Below are 20665 nucleotides of genomic sequence, written 5' to 3'. Positions count from 1 at the left end.
GTTTGATTCAGGCAGGCGTGCATATCGATATGGCTGTGATGCAATTTGCCTTGTTGTCGCCGGATCGATGCCGTTATGTTGCGCAGATAAAGACAGCGTGATTCACTCTTTGTTTCGCGCTAACTTACAATCTGTTTGACCGGAGCTGGTTCTTGGGCCGCATATTCGTCATCGTCGGCGGGCTTCTCGTGCTGCTGTTGACGGCAGCACTTGTCGTGCCGCCTTTTGTTGACTGGAGCGGCTATCGTGCCGATTTCGAGCGCGAGGCGAGCCGTGTTCTGGGGCGCCCTGTCAAGGTCGCTGGTGACGTCAACGCCCGATTTTTGCCGTTTCCCTCTGTCGCTTTCTCCGATGTGCGCGTCGGGGCCGATGCTGCTCATCCGGTGATGACCGTCGATACGTTTTCGATGGATGCTGAACTGATGCCGTTTCTGCGCGGCCAACTTCTGATTTTCGATATGCGCGTGGATCGCCCGCGAGCCACGATTTCCCTGGACAAAAGCGGCAAGGTCGATTGGGCGATCCGCCCGTCGACACCGCTCGATCCGACGAAAATCAAGCTGGAGCGGCTTTCCGTTAGTGACGGAATAATTACCCTTCGCGAAGAGGCAAGCGGCCGCAGTCATACAGCTACCGGACTCAATGCCGTGATCTCCGCAAACAGTCTTGCAGGTCCGTGGCAGGCAAACGGAAGTCTCGTTCTTCAGGGCGAAAAGCTGGCGATCGACCTTACAAGCGGCGAGGCGAAGCCGGACGGTTCGCTGCGCGTACGCGCTCGCATTTCGCCGGAGGCAATCCCGGCTACTTTCGAGACCGATGGCGATGTGACCGTGACCGAAGGTCGGCTCGACTACGCCGGTGATTTTTCGCTCCGCTCTTCCGATATGGTTGCCAAGACGGCTAAGGATCAGAAGACACCGACGATAACGCCTTTTTTCAGTGGTGTACGCGTAACCGGTAAATTCAAGGCGGATCGCAGTCGCTTCGATGCCAGCGAATTCCGGATGGAGCAGGGGCCTGCCGACAATCCTTATGTGGTGAATGGCAAGGCATTCATTGATTATGGCGCCAAGCCGCGTTTCGAGGTCAGCGCCGACGGACAGCAGCTTTTCTGGGGCCCGAATGAAGCCGCCAGCGAAGAACAATCCGGTTCTGCCGTGCCGGTTACTGATCGTATTGCGATAGCGCGCCGCGTTCTCGAACAACTTCCCATTCCCACCATACCCGGCAATGTGGATTTGCGCCTTCCTGCCGTCATCGCGGGCGGCACAACGATACGCTCGGTCACAGTGAGCGCGGAACCTGACGGAAAGAACTGGAATATTCGTCAGTTCGCTGCTGATCTTCCGGGGCGAACCAAGGTGGAAGCCAAGGGTACGCTCTCGGTTGGCAAGGATTTCGGCTTCAAGGGGGATATGCTCGTTGCCTCGCGTCAGCCGTCCGGTCTCGCAAGCTGGCTGAACGAGACCGTTGACGATTCCGTGCGCAAGCTCGAAGGCGCGGGTTTTTCAGGACAGGTCGATCTTCGCGACGGAATGCAGCGGATCAACAATCTCGAAATTGCGTTGGGGAAAACCACACTCAAAGGTTCGTTTGTTCGCGAAGTAAAGGGTCTGGCACAGCCTGCAATTACGCTCGCCCTCAATGGTGGAGCGGTGGAAAGCGAAGCGCTGCAAGCTTTTACAGCCTTTTTTTCCAGTGGTGACGGGCTGGATTTTCTCGATGGCCAATCGCTGAACCTGGCATTCAAGGCAGGGCCTGTCCGCTATCAGGACATGGAAGCGGCCAATGTCGACATGGCGCTCCGGCTGCATGACGGGCGCTTCGATTTCGACCGGCTGCTGGTTGGCGATGTAGCGGGCACGACGCTTACTGCAACAGGCACCTACGAACCCTTCTCCAATACGCCTTCCGGCTCGCTCGATGCGACGATACTGTCTGGAGATCTTTCGCGTTTCCTCTCGCTGATGGCCAACCGCTATCCCCAGCTACCGCTGTTTCATGCGCTTTCGTTGCGCGCGGCAAATTTCCCTGGGCTGTTCGAGGATAGCGAGATCAATGTCATCGCCAATGCGGTGGCGCCGTCCGTGCCAGTGGCGGACAAGACACCTGCTAAAGGCGCGGCATCCAAGGGTAAGAGTGCCCGGCCTGCTGAGGCGAACACCAAAAGCGCTCCCGGTGTCGGGGAGTTTTCGTTCAGTGTTACCGGAAAAACAGGCGGCATGAAGCTGGACCTGTCGGGCACGGCGAGCGGTGGCGAGGGTGAGAGCGAGCCGTTGCAGATGCAATTGAACGGCACTGCTACATCGGATCAAGGTGAAGTGGTACTTGCGTTGATCGGTATGCCCGCCTTGCCCTTGGGGCTGGCTGGTGAACTTACCGCCGACCTGAGCATGCAGGGCGCGCCGAGTGCAGGTATGCGGACATTACTCAAACTGGCGGCGCCTGACGGGACGGCCACAACTGATGGCGTGATTTCGCTGGTCGGAGGGGATATCGCTGCCAGTGGCAAGGCCCAGCTGAGTTCCGCCGATCTGCAACCATTCATCGCAACGGTCGGTTTCGCGCTGCCCGGATTTGGTGAAGGTCTTTCAGCAGACCTTACCAGCGATTTTCAGTTCGCAAAGGGTATCTTGCGGTTTCCCAATCTGACAGGAAAGCTGGATGGCGAAGATGTTTCCGCGCGGCTGGAGGCCAATTTTGCCGATAGCGGCCTGCCGCAGTTGAAGGGTGAGGCAAAGCTCGCGACGCTCGAGGTTGATAGTCTTGCTGCTATCATGCTTGGGCAGGATGCATTTGAGCCGGCAAAGCCCACCGCGAAGACAATCTGGCCACGTGGTGCATTCGCGGTCCGTCCGTCCCTGCCGTTATTGCTGGATATGAAGCTCAACGTGGCGCAAGCTCATATGGAAGGGTTCGGGACCGCTACGGAGTTTTCAACACGGCTTCTGAAGACCATGGATAGTCTTCAGTTGAACGAATTGACCGGCAACTGGGCAGGTGGATATCTGGTTGGAAATGTTTCTCTGAGCAATAGCGACAAGAATGCACTCCTCTCGACAGAGCTCAAATGGAGTGGCGCAAAGCTCAAGGATTTTTACCAGCTAGAGAACGGTTCTGCACCGCTGGGCGGTGTGGTGAAAGCTGCCGTCAATCTGAATGGTAGCGGCGAGAGCGTTGCGGCGCTGGTCGGATCGCTGGCGGGAGCGGCAAGTTTTGACGTGGAGAATTTCACCGTCGACGGTCTGGATGGGGCGGCATTGCCTGCAATGATAGCGGCGGCCGATGCAACGGGCGATCAGTTCTCCGGTTCCGACAAGCTTGCTTCCAAGCAATTTGTCGGCATTGCCGACAAGGCAGCCGGGCAGGGCACATTTGCGCCAGGCAACACGCGGTTTGACTTTACGATCAGCGGCGGTGTCGCGCGTATGGCTGCGGCAAATCTGAGCGATGGAAATGCGGCTCTTCTCAGCGATCTGCAATTCGATCTGTCGACACTGGGAATTGGCGGAAACGGTACTTTGACGTTCCAGAACGGGGATGGCGCCGATACAGGTATTTCTCCGCAGGTGGCCTTTTCTCTCGGCGGAAGTTATAGCGCGCCGGAGGTGTCATTCGACAAGCAGCCGCTCGTTCAGTTTCTGACCCAGCGTGCGCTTGAACGCGAACAGGAACGTGTTGAATCCATGCAGGCGAGTTTGATGGAGAAGCAGCGCCTTCGTCGTCAGCTTGGGCTGTTCGAAGCAGATGAAGTGGAACGTGATCGTTCGCAGCGTGAGGACGAGGTGAGACGTCGTGCCGAAGCCAGTGCGCGCGAAGCGGCTCGGAAAACCGCCGCGGAAGCTCAACGGCTTGAGGCTGAGAAGCCGCAAGGCGGACCGGCGGGTGGATCGAAAGATCCTCTGGCATCGCCGGAAGGTGGTCAATCCCTCAACGAATTCCTGAAAAGTCTGGAAACGACGCCTGTGGTGCCTGTACCTCAGCCTTGAGTTACTCTGGATTTGAGCCAATCCAGAACATGAAGTCTAAGTGCGGAAGACAGATTGATTGATCTGTCACGCTTGCTGTCGACTTCTGCGATCAGGGCCGCTACGGAAAGCTCCCGTGTGGCCGCAATTTCCTCAACCAGTTCGAAAAACGGGTCTTCAAGCGTATAGCTGGTTGCGTGCCCGCGAATACTGACGGAATGTTTGCGTAAACGTCCTGACGAGTTCACTTTGTCTCGTCCGGCTTATCGTTTTTTTCCAGACGGTTCTGATCCAGAAAACGTTCCGCTTTTGTCGTCTCCGTGCGAGCGAAAGCTTTTTCGGTCTTCGTACGACCGAATTGAATGCGGTTCTGGTCAGCCTGCTTTTCTTTTTCAGCGCGGGCTTTCTGCTTTTTGAACTGTCTGAGATTGACGATATCGCTCATGGAACCACGCGGAAATGTTGAAGGCTCCTGAAAAATTACCGCGTTTCGGCCCTGTCTCGCAAGCTCGTAATAGGCTGGTTCTACTTCTGTGGATCTTTGGGGTTGGTGAACCACCAGATGGCCAAGGACGCCAGAATAAGAAGTATAAGCCCAACTGTCATCTGCAGAAGCGGAAAGTTGGGTTCGTCTTTTGCCACGAAGAAAGCCGCGACAATGCCGCTTACCCACAATACTGCCTGAGCAATTGCACGAATCATCGAACTCAATCCTGAACTGGTTGCCGTCAGAACAGAGTATAAAGCGCCGGTTTGCTTTTCACCATTGATCACGATCAACAGTGAAACGGAACTGTCCAATCAAACAAACGGGTTTCTGGCCCATTATTCACATGAGGATGGTGTGTGCGGAATTACTTTTTCCGGAAAGCATCCAGTGAAACAACATCGGCAGAAGGTTTGGCTTCCTTGTCGGTGCCATCATCTGGATTGTTGTCTTTGGCCGCAGCGGCTTCTTTTTCGGCTGCAGTCTTGCGCGACTTCGATTTAGGCTTTTCTGCCTTCTCGACCGGTGCTTCCGTGGGGAGGATTTCGATAGGGGCTACATTGCCGCCTTCGTCATTGTCGCTTTCTGGCTGTGCGATCGCGACATCGAATTCGAGTTCGAAATTGACCGAAGGGTCGTAGAAACCACGGACGGCAGAAAAAGGTACAGTCAGCTTTTCAGGAATGTCACCGAAAGACAGACCGACTTCGAACAACTGATCCGTAACGAGCATGTCCCAGAACTGATGCTGTAAAACGATTGTCATCTGCTCGGGATATTTCTCCTTCAGGCGCGAGGAAATTCGCACACCGGGCGCTCCAGTCAGGAACGTGATGAAGAAATGATGGTTGCCTGGCAAGCCAGCCTTGGCCACTTCCGCAAGAACCTTGCGAATGACGCCGCGTAGGGCTTCCTGAGCGAGAATATCGTAACGGATTAGGTCCTGTACCATGGTTTGCTTATCCCACGGATTCGGAGGTCGATGTCAAGTTCGTTCTCGCCGGAACGGATGATATATGATCTGAAAAAGCAATAGGGCGACGCCTGTGGCGGAAAGATGTGCAATTTTTGAACGCAATAGGGTGCGCTTGCCTCTATCGACTTCCGAAGGCCATCAGGAACGTGCGTACTCCGTTGACGGCGCTCTTTTCGATGATTGCATCGTCCACACCCTGACCGGTTAGCATATGGTAGTGCGTGTCGGCATTGATAAGCGCCATAAAATGGCGTGCGGCAAGGTCCGGATCGTCGACGCGCAGATGACCATCCATGGCGAGGCGCGCCAGACGGGCTGCTATGGCCGGGATGGCTTGTGCCGGGCCTTTGGTGCTGCAAATATTGGCTGCAAGCGGCAGGTTGGTCTCATTGGTCTGCATTACCTTGCGCAGAAACGCACCGGACGAATCGTATATGCAATTCCGGCTCATACGGATCGAGAAAGCCACCAGATCATGCTCCAGATTTTCGCCAGTCTGGGGGAAAGTGGCCAGAACTGCGAACAGGCTCGCGTTCATACGTGCAAGCGCATCCTCGACGACGGCAGCAAGCAAAGCTTCCTTATCGCGATAGTGATTATAGATGGTTTGACGTGACACGCCCGCTTCGTTGGCAATGAGGTCTATGCTCGCGCCTTGAAATCCGTCGCGATTGAAAACACGCGCAGCAGAGCACAAAATGAAGTCGCGCTTCATGCACTGTCCGGGCTTTATTACCGCGGAATTCAGGCCCTTTTCGGATGCAGCACGCTTCTCGGGCAGGGCGGCCATGTCGATAATGTCAGTAGGCTTCATGACTCCAACATAAGATAGCTTGACGTTTTGGACAATGGTGTCTAATTTGACATCAGTGTCAAATCTGTTTTGACCATGCGTATAGAATGCCTTTCGCTACAGAGTTTTCAAGTGTCGACCGTAATGGAAAACAGGTCGATATCGTTAAGATGGAACGAAAACCGGTAGCGAATACAAATATTTATCTGTCCTGTACCGGTTTTGCGAGCCCGACGGCGCCATCCTCCCAAGCAAAACCGGAGATCCGAAATCGGTGCGGGAACCTCACGAAACATTGATGAAAGCGCGTCCCCCATGGCTTCCAGTCTTGTGCGCAATGCCATTGTTCTTGGCCTTCTTTCCGCCATTGGCCCATTTGCGATCGATATGTATCTGCCAGCTCTGCCCACCATTGCCGCCGATTTGCACGCGGAAACTGGTGCGGTGCAGATGAGCCTTCTGGCCTTTTTCATTGCTCTCGCGGTTGCGCAGCTTTTCTGCGGGCCGCTGTCCGATATGGTCGGGCGTAAACTTCCGCTCTATGGCGGTCTGGTCTTGTTCGGTATCGGCAGCATTGGCTCCGCCGTCGCGACCGATATAGATGTGCTCGTGCTTTTCCGCTTCGTTCAGGGGCTGGGTGCCGCAGCTGGTATGGTCATCCCGCGCGCCGTCGTGCGAGACCTTCACACAGGTATCGAGGCAGCGCGTCTGATGTCGCTTCTGATGCTGGTTTTCTCCATTTCGCCGATTCTGGCGCCGCTGACCGGTTCCGTCATCATCAGCTTCTTTGGCTGGCGTGGTGTTTTCTGGGCGGTTCTGGTCGCTGCCGTTATTGGTATCATTCTGGTGGCCACTGCACAGAAAGAGACGCGGACAGCAGAGGCCCGGCTTGAAAGCAATCTGGGCAGCGCCTTGCGCGGCTACGGTCGTCTGCTTAAGGATCGCTATTTCCTCGGACTGGTCTTTGTTGGCGGCTTTGGCATCGCGTCCTTTTTCGTCTATCTCGCCAACTCGTCCTTCGTGCTTATCGACCATTACGGCCTGACGCCGACGCAATATGCCATCGCGTTTTCGGCCAATGCAGTATCGTTCTTTGGCGTTTCGCAGTTGAACGGCTGGTTGGGGGCACGCTTCGGGCTTCGCCGTGTCATGCGATTCGCCGTTTCCGGATTTGCAGCGGCAATGCTCGCCATGTTCGCCGCCGCACTCATGGGGCATCAGTCGCTCTGGTTGATCGCAGGCTTCCTGTTCGTTGGCTATGGTTTCCTTGGCCTTGTCATCCCGACAACGGCGGTGCTGGCTCTGGAAGACCACGGCGAGATTGCAGGAACTGCTTCTGCGCTGATGGGTACGCTGCATTTCGTGATTGGCGGCGTTGCCATTGGTGTGACAGGCTCGTTCTTTGACGGAACGGCTGTGCCGATGGTCGGCGGAATTGCCGGTTGTGCGCTCACAGCCTTCGTGCTGACGCAGATCGTTCTTTCGCGCAAGGCAAGTGAACTCGATACGGAAGCCGCCGCTGCATAAGCAATGTGAAAGGGAAAGTGGAGGCTTCTGTTGCCAGGTGCCTCCGAACCCCGCCTTAAGGGGCTAACCCTAAGGACTTTAGAGTGGGTTTCCCGCACCGCCATTAGGCAGCGAGAGCATAACCCTGAGCTTTGTTGTCATTTGCAACTACTCAATTGACCCGATAACGGTGGTATCATGCCGAGTAAAAGAGCGATCTTTACACCCTTGTCGATCCTGTTTCGCCCCCGCCACAATACAAACCGATAGGCTGATTTGTATTCTGGTGGAGGCGCCGGGTACCGCCCCCGGGTCCAATGGGTTTATTACACCGTCCATTTATCACCATAGTCAGCTTGCGCCGACACGCCGTATATAGGCGCGGTTGATCATGATTGGAAGAGGGTGCGTAGTTTTTAACGGGTTTTGCCAATAGGCTCCCGACAACCAGCCCTTGTGTTCATTTTTCATTGACAGCCTGCATTTGCTGGTCAATCCTCGCAACATATCGGGGTCGGCAAGTAAATTCTTATATAGCCGGATTCCGTGGCTGAAACGGGGTGCTGATACCCCATTCGAAGGAGAGTGGATATATGAGTGAATATCTCGCGGATGTCCGTCGCTACGATGCCGGTGCCGATGAAGCTGTAGTCGACAAGATCGTCAAGCATCTGGGTATTGCGCTGCGCAATCGCGATTCCTCGCTCGTTTCGGCAACGGACCCGGAAGAATTGAAGCGCGTCCGCACCAATTGGGTTGCCAAGAAACTCGGCGTTGATGACGAAGCTAAGGGTGACGAAGTCGTCGCGCATGTTGCGGAAGTCATGAAGGGTGATCGCAACAAGAATCGCGTTACCTTCTATTATCTGGTCGCCAAGCAGCTCGGAAAACTCGGCGGCCTTTGATCCACAGCGATCTGGTGAATCCGAAGCCCCGGTGCCTTACACCGGGGTTTTTCTTTATAGTGGCTTAAACGAATCGGATTCTGGATCATCCCCCATGCGCACCTATCTCGATCTTCTTCAACATGTGCTGGATAACGGCACCGACCGTGGTGACCGCACGGGTACAGGTACGCGATCGGTTTTCGGACATCAGATGCGCTTCAATCTCGAAGAGGGGTTTCCGGTTCTCACGACCAAGAAGCTGCATCTTCGCTCGATCATCCATGAGCTGCTCTGGTTTCTGAAAGGTGATACGAATATCGCCTATCTGAAGGAAAATGGCGTCTCGATCTGGGATGAATGGGCAGACGAGAATGGCGACTTGGGCCCGGTTTATGGTTATCAGTGGCGCTCCTGGCCAGCGCCGGATGGTCGTCATATCGATCAGATCGCGAATCTTCTCAAGATGCTGCATGGAAATCCCAATTCGCGGCGACTGATTGTATCGGCATGGAACCCGGCGCTGGTCGATGAAATGGCTTTGCCGCCATGCCACTGTCTTTTCCAGTTCTATGTCGCCGATGGAAAACTCTCCTGCCAGCTTTATCAACGCTCTGCGGACATATTTCTGGGCGTGCCGTTCAATATCGCTTCCTATGCGTTGTTGACGATGATGATCGCGCAGGTTGCCGGTCTGAAACCGGGAGAGTTCATCCATACGCTCGGGGATGCGCATATTTACGCCAATCATTTCGATCAGGCGCGCCTGCAGCTTACCCGAATACCAAAGAAATTGCCGACAATGTGGATCAATCCGGATGTGAAGGACCTCTTTGCCTTTCGTTTCGAGGACTTCCAGCTTGAGGGCTACGAGGCCGATCCGACGATCAAAGCGCCGATTGCTGTTTGAGGCATTCCATGTCCGTACAAGAACCGATTGTTTCGATCATTGTTGCTGCCGCCGAAAACGGCGTCATTGGGCGCGACAATGATATGCCGTGGCGGCTTTCAACCGATCTCAAACGCTTCAAGGCCCTGACGCTCGGCAAGCCGGTTATCATGGGGCGGCGGACTTGGGAATCTATTGGGCGCCCCTTGCCGGGACGGCCCAATATTGTCGTGACGAGGGACAACGGATTTCAGGCTGAAGGTGCAAGTGCTATCGGTTCTCTCGAAGAGGCAATTGCGCTCGGACAAAAACTGGCCGCTGACCTGGGTGTCGGAGAGGTTTGCGTCATAGGCGGCGGGAAAATTTATGCGCAGGCTTTGCCTCTCGCGGACCATATTCACCTGACCCGCGTGCTGGCCGAGATCGATGGAGATACGCATTTTCCAGAAATCGACCTCCAAATCTGGCGCGTCGTTTCGCAGGAGGATGTGCCCGCTGGTGACAAGGATAGTCACCCAACGCGCTATTTTGTGTACGAAAAACGTGCTGTGTAAAGCATAGTTCACGAATTTTGTCGTCTTCGCGTTGAAAGCGGACCTCCCGATGCCTATAAAACGGAAACATTAGTTGATGACGGGAGTGGGCAGCTCGCTTTCCCGTCGCCTGGACGAGAGGTGAGGATGCCCTGGAGTAATCAGAATGGTGGCGGCGGCCCATGGGGTGGCGGCGACGATAATAACAATAACAACAATAACAACAATAATGGCGGTCCTTGGGGACAAGGGCCAAAGGCCCCACGTGGCGGCGGCCAGAACACACCACCTGATCTCGAAGATATTCTGCGCAAAGGACAAGATCGTCTGAAGCAGGTCTTCCCCGGTGGTGGTGGCAAGGGCGGCAGCAATCGCGGCGTTCTTTTCCTTATTGGCGCGGCAGTTGTCGGCTTCTGGCTCTTCCAGTCCGTCTATACCGTGCAGCCGGACGAACTCGCTGTTGAATTGCGCTTCGGCAAGCCGAAGGAAGAAGTGTCCGAACCGGGACTGCATTTCCATTGGTGGCCGATTGAAACCTATGAAAAGGCGCAGATCGTCGAAAAGCAGATCAATATCGGTGGGCAGGGCAACCGAAGTGCGACGCAGGGCCTGATGCTGACGGGCGACCAGAACATCGTCAACGTTCAGTTCTCGGTTTTGTATCGCGTTTCCGATCCGCAGGCCTATCTGTTTAACGTCGATAATCCGGATGCGATGGTGCAGCAGGTTTCTGAAAGCGCGATCCGCGAAATCGTTGGCCGTCGACCGGCTCAGGACGTTTTCCGCGACAACCGTTCGGCAATCGCATCCAGTGTTCGCGATATTGTTCAGCAGACGCTCGATACCTACAAAACGGGTATCCAGATCAATGCCGTTTCCATCGAAGATGCAGCACCGCCGCGTGAAGTGGCTGATGCCTTCGATGAAGTGCAGCGTGCCGAACAGGACGAAGACCGTTTCGTGGAAGAATCGAACCAGTATTCGAACCAGAAGCTCGGTCAGGCTCGTGGTGAAGCAGCCCAGCTTCGCGAAGAAGCAGCCGCTTACAAGAACCGTGTCGTTCAGGACGCGGAAGGTGAGGCGCAGCGTTTCAGCTCCGTTCTGGGTGAATACCAGAAGGCGCCGGAAGTAACGCGTAACCGTCTGTTCCTCGAAACCATGGAACAGGTGCTGAAGAGCACCAAGAAAGTCATTGTCGAACCTGGAAAGGATGTCGTGCCTTATCTGCCGCTGAACGAACTCATGCGCCAGCAGCCACGCCCAGGCGTGAATGCGACCACGACGACCCCGAGCGGAGGTAACCAGTAATGGCTCAGAACAGGCTCCCAATCATTGGCGGCATTATCGCCGTCATCGCTTTCCTGATCTACTCCGCCACGTTCATCGTATCCGAGCGTCAGCAGGCTATCGTGCTTCGCTTCGGTCAGATCGTTGATGTGAAGACGGAACCGGGCATCTACTTCAAACTACCTTTTGGCTTCCTTGATGCAGATACTGTGCAGTTGATCGATGATCGCCTGCTGCGCTTCGATCTGGACGATATCCGCGTTCAGGTTTCGGGCGGCAAGTTCTATGACGTCGACGCGTTCCTCGTTTATCGCATTACCGATGCGCGCAAGTTCCGTGAAACCGTTTCGGGCAGCACGCTGCTTGCCGAGCAGCGTCTTCGTACTCGTCTTGATGCTGCATTGCGTAGCGTCTACGGCCAGCGCGGATTCGAAGCGGCACTTTCGGAAGAGCGTGGCGACATGATGCGCGAAGTGCGTGACCAGCTTCGTCCCGATGCGACGTCGCTTGGCTTGACCATCGCCGATGTGCGTATCCGTCGTACCGATCTGACGGCTGAAGTTTCGCAGCAGACCTATGACCGCATGAAGGCAGAGCGTCTTGCCGAAGCAGAGCGCCTGCGTGCCCGTGGCCGTGAAGCTGCCCAGCGCATCCGCGCTGTCGCGGATCGTCAGGTCGTCGAAACGATTGCAGAAGCGCGCAAGGAATCGGAAATCCTTCGTGGTGAAGGCGATGCGCAGCGCAGTGAGATATTCGCAGGCTCTGCAGGCAAGGACCCTGGCTTCTTCGCCTTCTACCGCTCGATGTCTGCTTATCGTGAAGCCCTTGAGACCCCGGATACAACGCTGGTTCTCTCGCCGGACTCGGAGTTCTTCAAGTTCTTCCGCGATGCTGGCGGCAAGCTGGCAACGCCTGCCCAGTAACAACCGGGTCAAACGCTCATGAGCGATTTTCTAGCCGCCGTAGGTCTTCTCTTCGTTCTCGAAGGGCTGCTCTACGGCGGCTTTCCTTCCTTGGCGAAGAAGCTTGCTCGTGAAGCGAGTGAGACGCCGGAGAACATGTTGCGCATTGCCGGGATTGCAGCGCTCGCAATCGGCGTCGGCATTGTCTGGCTTGTCAGGGGATAAGCCGCTTTCCTTCCGTTATTTATTGTCTGTAGTCTATGCGGGGCCGTAAACAGGCCGTATTTTGCAGCGATCAAGCCTTAGTACATCTATCGCTAATCAAACGACTGCAAGCAGACAGGAACGGAGCAGGGCTTCATGGTAATTGCACCAAAGGCGGGATTTGCTCGCACCCTTTTCGCAACCGTGGCATTGGGGGCGATGACCGTCGCTGGCACTCTTTCGGTAGGAACACCTCCGGCAATCGCGGCTCAGGGGCCGGCTTCTGTTGCCGATTTGGCCGAAGGGCTGCTGGATGCAGTGGTGAACATCTCGACCTCACAGACCGTCAAGGAAGATGGCGAAGGTGACGGTGCGGTTCCGATGCCGCAGGTGCCGGAAGGCTCTCCGTTCCAGGAATATTTCAAGGACTTCTTCGGTGACAAGGGCGGCGCGCAAGGCGATGAATCACGCAAGGTCCAGTCGCTGGGTTCCGGCTTCGTCATCGATGCCGAAAAGGGCTTCATCGTCACGAACAATCACGTCATCGCCGATGCGGATGAGATCGAAGTCAATTTCAACGATGGGTCCAAGCTGAAAGCGGAACTGGTCGGAAAAGACATCAAGACCGATCTGGCGATCCTCAAGGTTGATCCGTCCAAGCATAAGCTGAAGGCCGTAGAGTTCGGTAATTCGGAAAAGGCGCGTATCGGCGACTGGGTCCTTGCGATTGGCAATCCCTTCGGTCTTGGTGGAACGGTGACTGCGGGCATTATTTCGGCCCGCAAGCGAGATATCAATTCCGGTCCCTATGATGACTTCATCCAGACCGATGCGGCCATCAACCGTGGCAATTCCGGTGGGCCGCTGTTCGATATGGATGGCAAGGTGATCGGTATCAACACTGCAATCATCTCGCCCTCGGGCGGCTCTATCGGTATCGGCTTTGCCATCCCTGCGGAAATGGCTGTGGGTGTTATCGACCAGCTCAAGGAGTTCGGTGAAGTTCGCCGTGGCTGGCTTGGTGTACGTATCCAGCCTGTTACCGAGGATATCGCTCAGAGCCTTGGACTGAAGGAAGCCAAGGGCGCGCTGATTGCCGGGCTGATCGAAAATTCCGGTGTCGACAACAAGGCCATTGAAGCCGGAGATGTCGTGATCCGCTACGAAGGCAAGCCGGTCGATACCGCCCGCGATCTGCCGCGACTGGTTGCAGAAACCCCGGTTGGCAAGGAAGTCGAGATTGTCGTGGTTCGTCAGGGTGAGGAAAAGACGGTGAAGGTCAAGCTCGGACGTCTGGTCGAGGATGACAAGAGCACCGAAGCTGCGACGGAAGATCAGGCTCCGCTGCCCGAGGGCGAGGGCGGTGATGAAGGTGCGGAAACGCCGGATACGTCAAAAAAAGAACAGAAGAGTGACGCTGCCCCGAGCGTTCTTGGAATGAAGCTCAGCGAGCTGAATGACGATGTTCGCGGAGAATTTGGCATTGCCGAAGATGTAGAAGGCGTTGCTGTTCTTTACGTCTCTCCTGGTTCAGCTGCTGGCGAGAAGCGTATCGAAACCGGCGATGTTATCGTCGATATCGGGCAGGTGAACGTGAAGACGCCGGAAGACGTGAAGAAGCGCATTGACGCACTGCGCCGAGAAGGACGCAAGAATGCACTTATGATGCTGGCTTCTCGTTCGGGGGAACTGCGTTTCGTGACTGTCCGGATCAATTGATCCTCAATTGAATGTACTGCTGAAGCGGCATTGCAGGGAAATCTGCAATGCCGTTTTGTTTTGCGGTTTGAGCCACTTGGCGCCAGAACCGTACAAAGAGATTCGAGCACTCCCTTATTTGTCGTTCGAAATGGCAGAGCCTTCTGTTTCATTCGCCTCCGGTATGCTATGGACCGGCGCCATTCGGAGTAGGGTGAGTTGGAAACAGTCGATATTGTGGTCATAGGCGCTGGCGCGGCAGGCATGATGTGTGCCATCGAGGCGGCCAAACGCGGGCGTTCCGTGCTGGTCGTGGATCACGCAAAGGCAGCCGGTGAGAAAATCCGCATATCGGGCGGTGGTCGCTGCAATTTCACCAATCTTCATGCAAGTCCGAAAAATTATCTCTCGCAGAACCCGCATTTTTGTATCTCTGCTATGAGCCGCTACACGCAGCGCGACTTCATTGCGCTCGTGGAACGTCATCGTATCGCCTATCACGAGAAGACACTCGGGCAGCTCTTCTGTGATGGCTCGGCGTTGCAGATAATTGAAATGTTGCTGGGGGAAATGAAGCGCCATGGCGCGCGACTAAAGCTTGGTTGCAGTGTCAGTTCGGTCGAAAAATCCGCACATGGTTTTACGCTTCAGCTAACGGATGGACCGGTTCGCTGTCGATCACTGGTCGTGGCCTGTGGCGGGAAATCTATCCCGAAGATGGGAGCTACAAGCTTCGGCTACGATATCGCGACACAATTTGGATTGCGGATTGTCGAAACCCGCCCGGCACTGGTGCCGCTGACATTTGAACCCAACACGCTGGAACGGCTGAAGCCGCTGGCCGGTGTTGCCGTCGATGCCGTTGTCTCCTGTGGCAAAACGAAATTTGCCGAAGCGATGCTTTTTACACATCGCGGTATCAGTGGCCCTTCGATCCTGCAGATTTCTTCCTACTGGCGTGAAGGAGATGAAATCCGCCTTGCGATGCTACCGGAGACGGACATTTTCGAAGCCCTGCGTGAGCAGCGCAAACAGAACGGCAAGCAGGCATTGCAGACCGCACTGGCGCTTTATCTTCCGAGAAAACTTGCGCAGACCATAGCCGAGGAAATTGGTGTGACCGGTCATCTGGCGGATATGTCCGACAAGATGTTCCGCCGTGTCGAGGCCGTGATAAACGACTGGCGCATCAAGCCCGCCGGTTCGGAAGGCTATCGTACGGCGGAGGTTACGCTTGGAGGGGTCGATACGCGCGATCTCGACTCCAAGACCATGGAAGCCAAATCCGTTCCCGGCCTGTTTTTCATCGGCGAAGTCGTCGATGTTACCGGCTGGCTCGGCGGCTATAATTTCCAGTGGGCATGGTCTTCGGGCTGGGTGGCCGGTCAGGCTGCTTGAATGCGGTAGACCGAATGAAGCTTCAAATGCGGAGTTTCATCCGGCACGCGGGGATGGTCGAAATCGCTCGACGGGTCGCCGGTCATGCCGATGCGGCGCATGACGGCTGTAGACCGCTCATTATTATGGACAGCGAAGGAAACCACTTCGGTGAGGCCAAGGGTGCCGAAAGCGTATTCGATCAGCGCTTTGCCTGCTTCGGTCACATAGCCTTTGCCCCAAAAGGGAGGGGCCAGCCGCCAGCCGATTTCAACGGTGCCATCCGGTAAATAAGGTTCAAGGTCAGTGCGGGCGAGACCGGCGAAACCGATGCACTGACCTTCTTCTTTTTCTTCCAGCGCATAGAAACCGAGACCCGTTTCAGAAATCATCTTCCGGAGGTGGTCGAACAGTTCATCCGATTGCGAGCGATTTCTGCGAAAGGGAAAGAAACGCATGACTTCTTCATCGGAATTGATGACATGGAAAAGGTTGCGGTCGCGATCTTCCCAGTTCCGGATGATGAGGCGTGGCGTTTCCAGAATGATCATTGAACGAAATCCGTCTTTCGATAGCCCTGAATATAGAGGAGGGCGGTCAGGTCGCCATGGTCAACCCGCATTCTGGCCTGCGCAGCTACGGTCGGCTTTGCGTGGAGTGCGACGCCGGTGCCTGCAAGCTGAATCATGCCGAGATCGTTCGCCCCGTCACCTACTGCGATTGCATCATCTGGTGTGAGGCCAAGACGTTCGGCGATTTCCTCGAGTTTCTCGACCTTGGCTTCCCGGCCGAGAATTGGTTCTGTGACCAGCCCGGTCAGATGCAAGCCATCGTCGATCAGCCTGTTCGCACGATCTTCGTTGAAGCCGATCATTTCGGCGATACGCTGGGTGAATGAGGTGAAACCGCCGGACACAAGCGCCGTGTAGGCGCCATGTTTACGCATGGTGCGCACGAGTTCCGGGCCGCCGGGCATCAGTGTAATGCGGGTTGAAATGACCTTGTCGATTACGTTGAGCGGCAGACCTTTCAACAAGGCGACCCGCTCGCGCAAGGCTGGTTCGAAAGCGATCTCGCCGTTCATGGCGCGCGCGGTGATTGCAGCCACATGCTCGCGCAGCCCGGCTTCCTCTGCCAGTTCATCGATGCACTCCTGCTGGATCATCGTGGAATCCATGTCGGCAATCAGAATTTTCTTGCGTCGGTGCTCCTGTTCCTGCACCACCACGTCGACCGGCGCGCCATCAAGCGAATGGCGCAGCAGGGTTTCGGCTTCGTCACTGCTGATCCCCGATGGAAGCGCAATGTCGCAGGCAATGTTGTCGGCCAGCCAATAGAGTCCAGTTGCATTCACTGCCGCTGAGGCTTTAATCCCAAGCGCTGATGCAAGCGAGGCCTTGGCCGGATTGGCAATCAAAGTGGCGACGAGAGAAACCTGTTGGGACATGGAGAGCAATTCCGACGATGAATGAGGGTGCGATCACGAATGCAATCCTGATAGCTGGCCCGACGGCCAGCGGCAAGTCGGCACTTGCCATTCGCATGGCTCATGAGACCGGCGGTTTCATCGTGAACACTGATTCCATGCAGGTTTACGATGTTCTTGACCTTCTGACTGCGCGGCCGAACAAAGCGGATCTCGCTGCGGCAGAACATCATCTCTATGGACACGTCGCGCCATCGACGTCCTATTCGACCGGACGATGGCTGGATAATGTAGCTGACCTGCTAACGCAACCTGCCATGAAGCACAGGACCCCGATCTTCGTTGGCGGGACGGGGCTTTATTTCAGAGCGCTTCTCGGTGGACTGTCGCAGATGCCAGAGGTGCCGGGTGATGTTCGCGCCTATTGGCGAGGACGTATGGAGACGGACGGTCCGGAACTTCTTCACCGGCTTCTGAGCGAACGTGACCCGGAGATGGCCGCAACCCTTCAACCTTTCGACAGCCAGCGCATCGTTCGGGCGCTGGAGGTTTTTGAAGGCACTGGAAAGTCGCTTCTTGTATGGCAACAGACGAAGGGACAGGCACTGGTAGACGATGATAGCGCCCGCAAGATCGTCTTGCTGCCGGACCGGACATGGCTTTCAGAGCGTATTGCCCGGCGGTTTGCCCTGATGTGGGACAATGGTGCGATTGACGAAGTGAAGGCATTGCTGGTGCTTGATCTCGACCCGGCATTGCCGGCAATGAAGGCCATCGGTGTGCGTGAAATCACGGCATTTTTGCAAGGCTCGATGTCGCGGGAAGAAGCCATTGAACGTTCGGTTATCGCCACTCGGCAATATGCAAAGCGTCAGTCGACCTGGTTTCGAAATCAGCTTGATGATCGCTGGTGCACGCACGCAAATTCCGATGATGCCTTCGCTCAATTAACGACAACGAAATAACTCGCTGGCACTCTCTGAAACAGGAGAGGTGGGCGCGGGCTATGCGGTTTCATAAATCGGAACGGGCATTTTTTATTCTGATTGTTTTGATGTTCGGTATCGGGCTGTTGCTTTATCAAGCTCGTGTCGACATCGGACAATTGCAGACATTGCCTCTTGATGCGAACGCCTATGAGCTGGTTTCGAGACTCGACCAACTGAACCACGTCACAATCTGGGTGCTGATTGCGACAATCGCTTGCGGGTTGTTCCTGATCTATCCCCAAATTCGCACCGATGCGCTGGACCACGGCAAACTGCAGGTCATCACGCAGGATCTTTCCGAACGGTCGCAGACCCTCGAACATGCCGCGCTGACGGACAGCCTGACCGGTATGCAGAACCGGCGCTATTTCGACGAGGCGCTAAAGGAATATCTGGTCCAGTTCGACCGTATACAGCGGCCTGTCGGACTGATGATTATCGATCTCGATCACTTTAAGGCCGTGAACGATACCTACGGACATGACATTGGCGATGTCGTGCTGCAGGAGGTGGCGCGGTGTCTCAAGGACTATACACGGTATCATGATGTTGTCGCCCGGCTTGGTGGCGAGGAGTTCGCAGTCCTTGCGCCGAACATGGACGCGGAATTGATGATCAAGCTTGCTAATCGTATTCGCAAGGCCATATCGACGCTCGAAATCGATCTTGGCGATGAAAAGCTTGGCGTTACCGTCAGTATCGGTCTTGCGATATGGGATCGGCGCGAGACCTCGAAAGATCTCTATCGTCGCGCTGACAAGATGCTCTATGCCGCGAAGAATATGGGCCGTAACCGCGTCTGCGCCTAGCTTCAGGCTGATAGGACTTTCGGATTCGCTACACTATCTAGCGCTCGCGATCCTTGCGAAAGCTGCGCACCAGTTCGCCCATCTTCTCAATACTCTGTTTTGTGTCGAGACTGAGTGATGTTTGTGGCCTCGGCGAAGAAGATGAGCGATGGTAAGCTTCGTCGGTAGGCGCTTGGTCACGGCGACTGGTGGAGACTGGGCTGCCCCACAGATTATCCTCGTCTCCGAGTTGGTCCACCGGTTCCGTCTGTGAACTGTTCTCAAAAGCACGTAATTTTTCAACGATACGGTCGAGGGATATCTTTTCGTCGTTGCGCCAGCTGGAAAGAGCGCTCTCGCTTTTGCTGCGTCCGGGAAGCTGATGAGGTGGGATGGTTTCGAATGTGAGACGCATCGGTGTTGAGAACGCTTCGCCGAAGGCTATCGCTTCGCGGTTGGCGATGGATGACAGGAAGCCTGCCATGCTCTGTGCGCCGCCGCGAATGGCACCTTTGATGATTTCCTGATCACGTTCATTACCGAGCCGCATCGCAAAAATCGAATTGCACTGTGAGAGGATCGTTGGATCAAGCTCGCCGGGGCGCTGGCTTATAACTCCGAGATAGGAACCGTATTTTCGACCTTCTTTGGCAATTCGGGATATTGCCTGCCTTGTCGGCCAGAACCCGGCGTCGCGGTCGGTTGGAATATAGCGGTGGGCTTCCTCGCAGATTACCAGTGTCTGTAGGCTGCCCTCACTTGAAAGGGCGATATCGAATGCCAGTCTGCACAAGACGGAAGCAACAGCGTTGACAACCTCGGATGGTAAGCCTGCAAGCTGGAATGTGCAGATGGGTTTTCCGTTCAGCGGGATGCGAAAAATCCGGCCAATGGCCTGTCGCATTGTTTCCGAGCCGCCAGTTACAGCGAACATGAAACGGAAGCGGGGATCGGCAGAGATCGATTCAAGCCGAGCTTTGAGGCTGCGCAGATAGGGACGTTCCGCCTTGCTGTCGAGGAGACCCATACGCTCATCGATGAGGGCTATCAGGTCAAGCAGACGGTAGGCGATGGGAGTGTCGGCGCTGACGCTCTGGCGGTCGGCAAGCTGCCGTCGCAATGTTTTCGCGGCTGACAGTTCTGTGCCCTGCATTTTTTCGCGGGCTAGCTGAACCAGATCACGCAATATATCGAGTTCCATCGGGTCCGGCGCGCGCCCGCGAAAGATCACATCTGCAAATTCATCCAGCCGCAGCATCCAGAATGGCAGTTCGATATTCGTCTGATCGACCGCCACGGCCAGATCGGGAAATGCGCTCGCGAACTCATTGTGTGGATCAAGAATGAGCACACGCAGATTGGGCTTTTCGGCGACGATCCGGCGTAGCAGCAGGATGACTGCGCTCGATTTGCCGACGCCCGTTGTGCCGACGATAGCGAAATGTCGGGAGATAAGATCATCGACCGATATGTAAGCCGGAACGGTTGCGTCCTGCGTGAGTGTACCGATTGAAACGCTGCTGTGACCTGTTTGCGCATAAATGGCAGCAAGGTCGGTGGCGCGGATACGGTGAGCAATAGCGCCGGGATGGGGAAACTGCGAAATACCGCCGTTGAAAGTGGTCTGCCCGGTCGGTTGCACGCGAACTTCACCCAGAAACTCGACATGGACATGGAGCGTGTTGTCACCGCCGCGTATCCAGACATCACCGGGAACAAGCACGTTGCGGATGAGTCCCACGACGCGATTGTCGCCTGCCTGAATGGATATAAGCTGGCCTACGGCCCAATAATCGTCAGATGCTGCCGAAGAGGGGCCTGATAGCGCTGAGACGATGGCACTCTCGCCATCGCATTGGATGACATAGCCTTCCGTGCGATTGCGCTGCACATATTCGCTCTGTTCTCGCGCGTTGGAACTGTCCCCGATTTCGCTCATGCTGCCCACTCCGCCCCAA

20 protein-coding genes and 1 other RNA gene are annotated in these 20665 nt (G+C 55.6%); 12 read left to right on the top strand and 9 right to left on the bottom strand.

The annotated features are described in order from the left end of the window. Positions 1 to 152: 152 nt before the first annotated feature. Entirely contained in the window at positions 153 to 3989 is a 3837-nt protein-coding gene (locus tag LJ361_RS17460; protein WP_264812070.1) for an AsmA family protein, read from the top strand. Here LJ361_RS17460 and LJ361_RS17455 read toward each other — a convergent pair. The 5 genes from LJ361_RS17455 to LJ361_RS17435 form a co-directional block, all read right to left on the bottom strand. Continuing rightward, positions 3980 to 4216 (bottom strand): ribbon-helix-helix domain-containing protein, encoded by a 237-nt coding sequence (locus tag LJ361_RS17455; protein ID WP_010659754.1) that lies wholly within the window; start codon positions 4214 to 4216, stop codon positions 3980 to 3982. The genes LJ361_RS17460 and LJ361_RS17455 overlap by 10 nt on opposite strands. After that, complete coding sequence (locus LJ361_RS17450) at positions 4213 to 4413, bottom strand: DUF4169 family protein (protein WP_010659755.1); 201 nt, start codon at positions 4411 to 4413, stop codon at positions 4213 to 4215. Before LJ361_RS17450 ends, LJ361_RS17455 begins: the two co-directional genes overlap by 4 nt. An 80-nt stretch (positions 4414 to 4493) precedes the next feature. After that, a complete protein-coding gene (locus LJ361_RS17445; protein ID WP_115179278.1) occupies positions 4494 to 4748 on the bottom strand; it encodes a hypothetical protein in 255 nt (84 codons plus the stop codon). A gap of 74 nt (positions 4749 to 4822) precedes the next feature. Next, complete coding sequence (locus LJ361_RS17440) at positions 4823 to 5407, bottom strand: SspB family protein (RefSeq protein ID WP_010659757.1); 585 nt, start codon at positions 5405 to 5407, stop codon at positions 4823 to 4825. 142 nt (positions 5408 to 5549) lie between these two features. After that, positions 5550 to 6245, bottom strand: a complete 696-nt coding sequence (locus LJ361_RS17435) for a TetR/AcrR family transcriptional regulator (RefSeq protein ID WP_029376072.1) — start codon at positions 6243 to 6245, stop codon at positions 5550 to 5552. A gap of 294 nt (positions 6246 to 6539) precedes the next feature. Between LJ361_RS17435 and LJ361_RS17430 the strand changes: the two genes are divergently transcribed. Continuing rightward, positions 6540 to 7751 carry a multidrug effflux MFS transporter gene (locus tag LJ361_RS17430; RefSeq protein WP_010659759.1) on the top strand — a complete coding sequence of 404 codons (1212 nt, stop codon included), beginning with the start codon at positions 6540 to 6542 and terminating at the stop codon, positions 7749 to 7751. Positions 7752 to 7767: 16 nt separating this feature from the next. Here the strand turns inward: LJ361_RS17430 and ssrA are convergent. Continuing rightward, positions 7768 to 8135: a transfer-messenger RNA gene (ssrA, locus tag LJ361_RS17425) on the bottom strand. A gap of 188 nt (positions 8136 to 8323) precedes the next feature. Here ssrA and LJ361_RS17420 point away from each other — a divergent pair. The 8 genes from LJ361_RS17420 to LJ361_RS17385 all read left to right on the top strand — a co-directional run bounded on the left by LJ361_RS17420 (position 8324) and on the right by LJ361_RS17385 (position 15525). Beyond that, the gene (locus LJ361_RS17420) at positions 8324 to 8635 is read left to right on the top strand and encodes a DUF2853 family protein (RefSeq protein ID WP_010659760.1); all 312 of its coding nucleotides are present in this window, start codon (positions 8324 to 8326) and stop codon (positions 8633 to 8635) included. Between the two features lie 94 nt (positions 8636 to 8729). After that, positions 8730 to 9524 carry a thymidylate synthase gene (locus tag LJ361_RS17415; RefSeq protein ID WP_010659761.1) on the top strand — a complete coding sequence of 265 codons (795 nt, stop codon included), beginning with the start codon at positions 8730 to 8732 and terminating at the stop codon, positions 9522 to 9524. Between the two features lie 8 nt (positions 9525 to 9532). Continuing rightward, positions 9533 to 10057: a dihydrofolate reductase gene (locus LJ361_RS17410; RefSeq protein ID WP_010659762.1), complete on the top strand. Its 525-nt coding sequence runs from the start codon at positions 9533 to 9535 to the stop codon at positions 10055 to 10057. A gap of 126 nt (positions 10058 to 10183) precedes the next feature. Continuing rightward, a complete protein-coding gene (hflK, locus tag LJ361_RS17405) occupies positions 10184 to 11344 on the top strand; it encodes an FtsH protease activity modulator HflK (RefSeq protein ID WP_264812069.1) in 1161 nt (386 codons plus the stop codon). Next, positions 11344 to 12246, top strand: a complete 903-nt coding sequence (gene hflC / locus LJ361_RS17400; RefSeq protein WP_010659764.1) for a protease modulator HflC — start codon at positions 11344 to 11346, stop codon at positions 12244 to 12246. The genes hflK and hflC overlap by 1 nt, the downstream gene beginning before the upstream one ends. Positions 12247 to 12264: 18 nt before the next feature. Beyond that, positions 12265 to 12450: a DUF2065 domain-containing protein gene (locus LJ361_RS17395; RefSeq protein WP_006467185.1), complete on the top strand. Its 186-nt coding sequence runs from the start codon at positions 12265 to 12267 to the stop codon at positions 12448 to 12450. 135 nt (positions 12451 to 12585) lie between these two features. After that, complete coding sequence (locus LJ361_RS17390) at positions 12586 to 14148, top strand: Do family serine endopeptidase (protein WP_010659765.1); 1563 nt, start codon at positions 12586 to 12588, stop codon at positions 14146 to 14148. A gap of 198 nt (positions 14149 to 14346) precedes the next feature. After that, positions 14347 to 15525 (top strand): NAD(P)/FAD-dependent oxidoreductase, encoded by a 1179-nt coding sequence (locus LJ361_RS17385; RefSeq protein WP_010659766.1) that lies wholly within the window; start codon positions 14347 to 14349, stop codon positions 15523 to 15525. Here LJ361_RS17385 and LJ361_RS17380 read toward each other — a convergent pair. Together LJ361_RS17380 and serB are read right to left on the bottom strand one after the other, a co-directional pair. Beyond that, positions 15513 to 16055: a GNAT family N-acetyltransferase gene (locus tag LJ361_RS17380; RefSeq protein ID WP_010659767.1), complete on the bottom strand. Its 543-nt coding sequence runs from the start codon at positions 16053 to 16055 to the stop codon at positions 15513 to 15515. The two genes, LJ361_RS17385 and LJ361_RS17380, sit on opposite strands and share 13 nt — an antisense overlap. Beyond that, the gene (gene serB / locus LJ361_RS17375; protein WP_010659768.1) at positions 16052 to 16951 is read right to left on the bottom strand and encodes a phosphoserine phosphatase SerB; all 900 of its coding nucleotides are present in this window, start codon (positions 16949 to 16951) and stop codon (positions 16052 to 16054) included. Before serB ends, LJ361_RS17380 begins: the two co-directional genes overlap by 4 nt. Before the next feature lie 17 nt (positions 16952 to 16968). Between serB and miaA the strand changes: the two genes are divergently transcribed. Both miaA and LJ361_RS17365 read left to right on the top strand, forming a co-directional pair. Then, positions 16969 to 17895: a tRNA (adenosine(37)-N6)-dimethylallyltransferase MiaA gene (gene miaA / locus LJ361_RS17370; RefSeq protein WP_010659769.1), complete on the top strand. Its 927-nt coding sequence runs from the start codon at positions 16969 to 16971 to the stop codon at positions 17893 to 17895. A gap of 41 nt (positions 17896 to 17936) precedes the next feature. After that, positions 17937 to 18728, top strand: a complete 792-nt coding sequence (locus LJ361_RS17365) for a GGDEF domain-containing protein (RefSeq protein ID WP_010659770.1) — start codon at positions 17937 to 17939, stop codon at positions 18726 to 18728. 37 nt (positions 18729 to 18765) lie between these two features. Here the strand turns inward: LJ361_RS17365 and LJ361_RS17360 are convergent, their stop codons facing one another. Beyond that, positions 18766 to 20646, bottom strand: coding sequence for an ATP-binding protein (locus LJ361_RS17360; RefSeq protein WP_010659771.1), 1881 nt, complete (start codon positions 20644 to 20646; stop codon positions 18766 to 18768). Positions 20647 to 20665 lie beyond the last annotated feature (19 nt).

Origin of the sequence: Brucella sp. JSBI001, from assembly GCF_026014005.1 — a bacterium.
GTDB classification, from domain to species: Bacteria; Pseudomonadota; Alphaproteobacteria; order Rhizobiales; family Rhizobiaceae; genus Brucella; species Brucella anthropi.
Note: the sequence above shows the minus strand (reverse complement) of the source record. Positions and strands in the feature narration are given on the sequence as shown.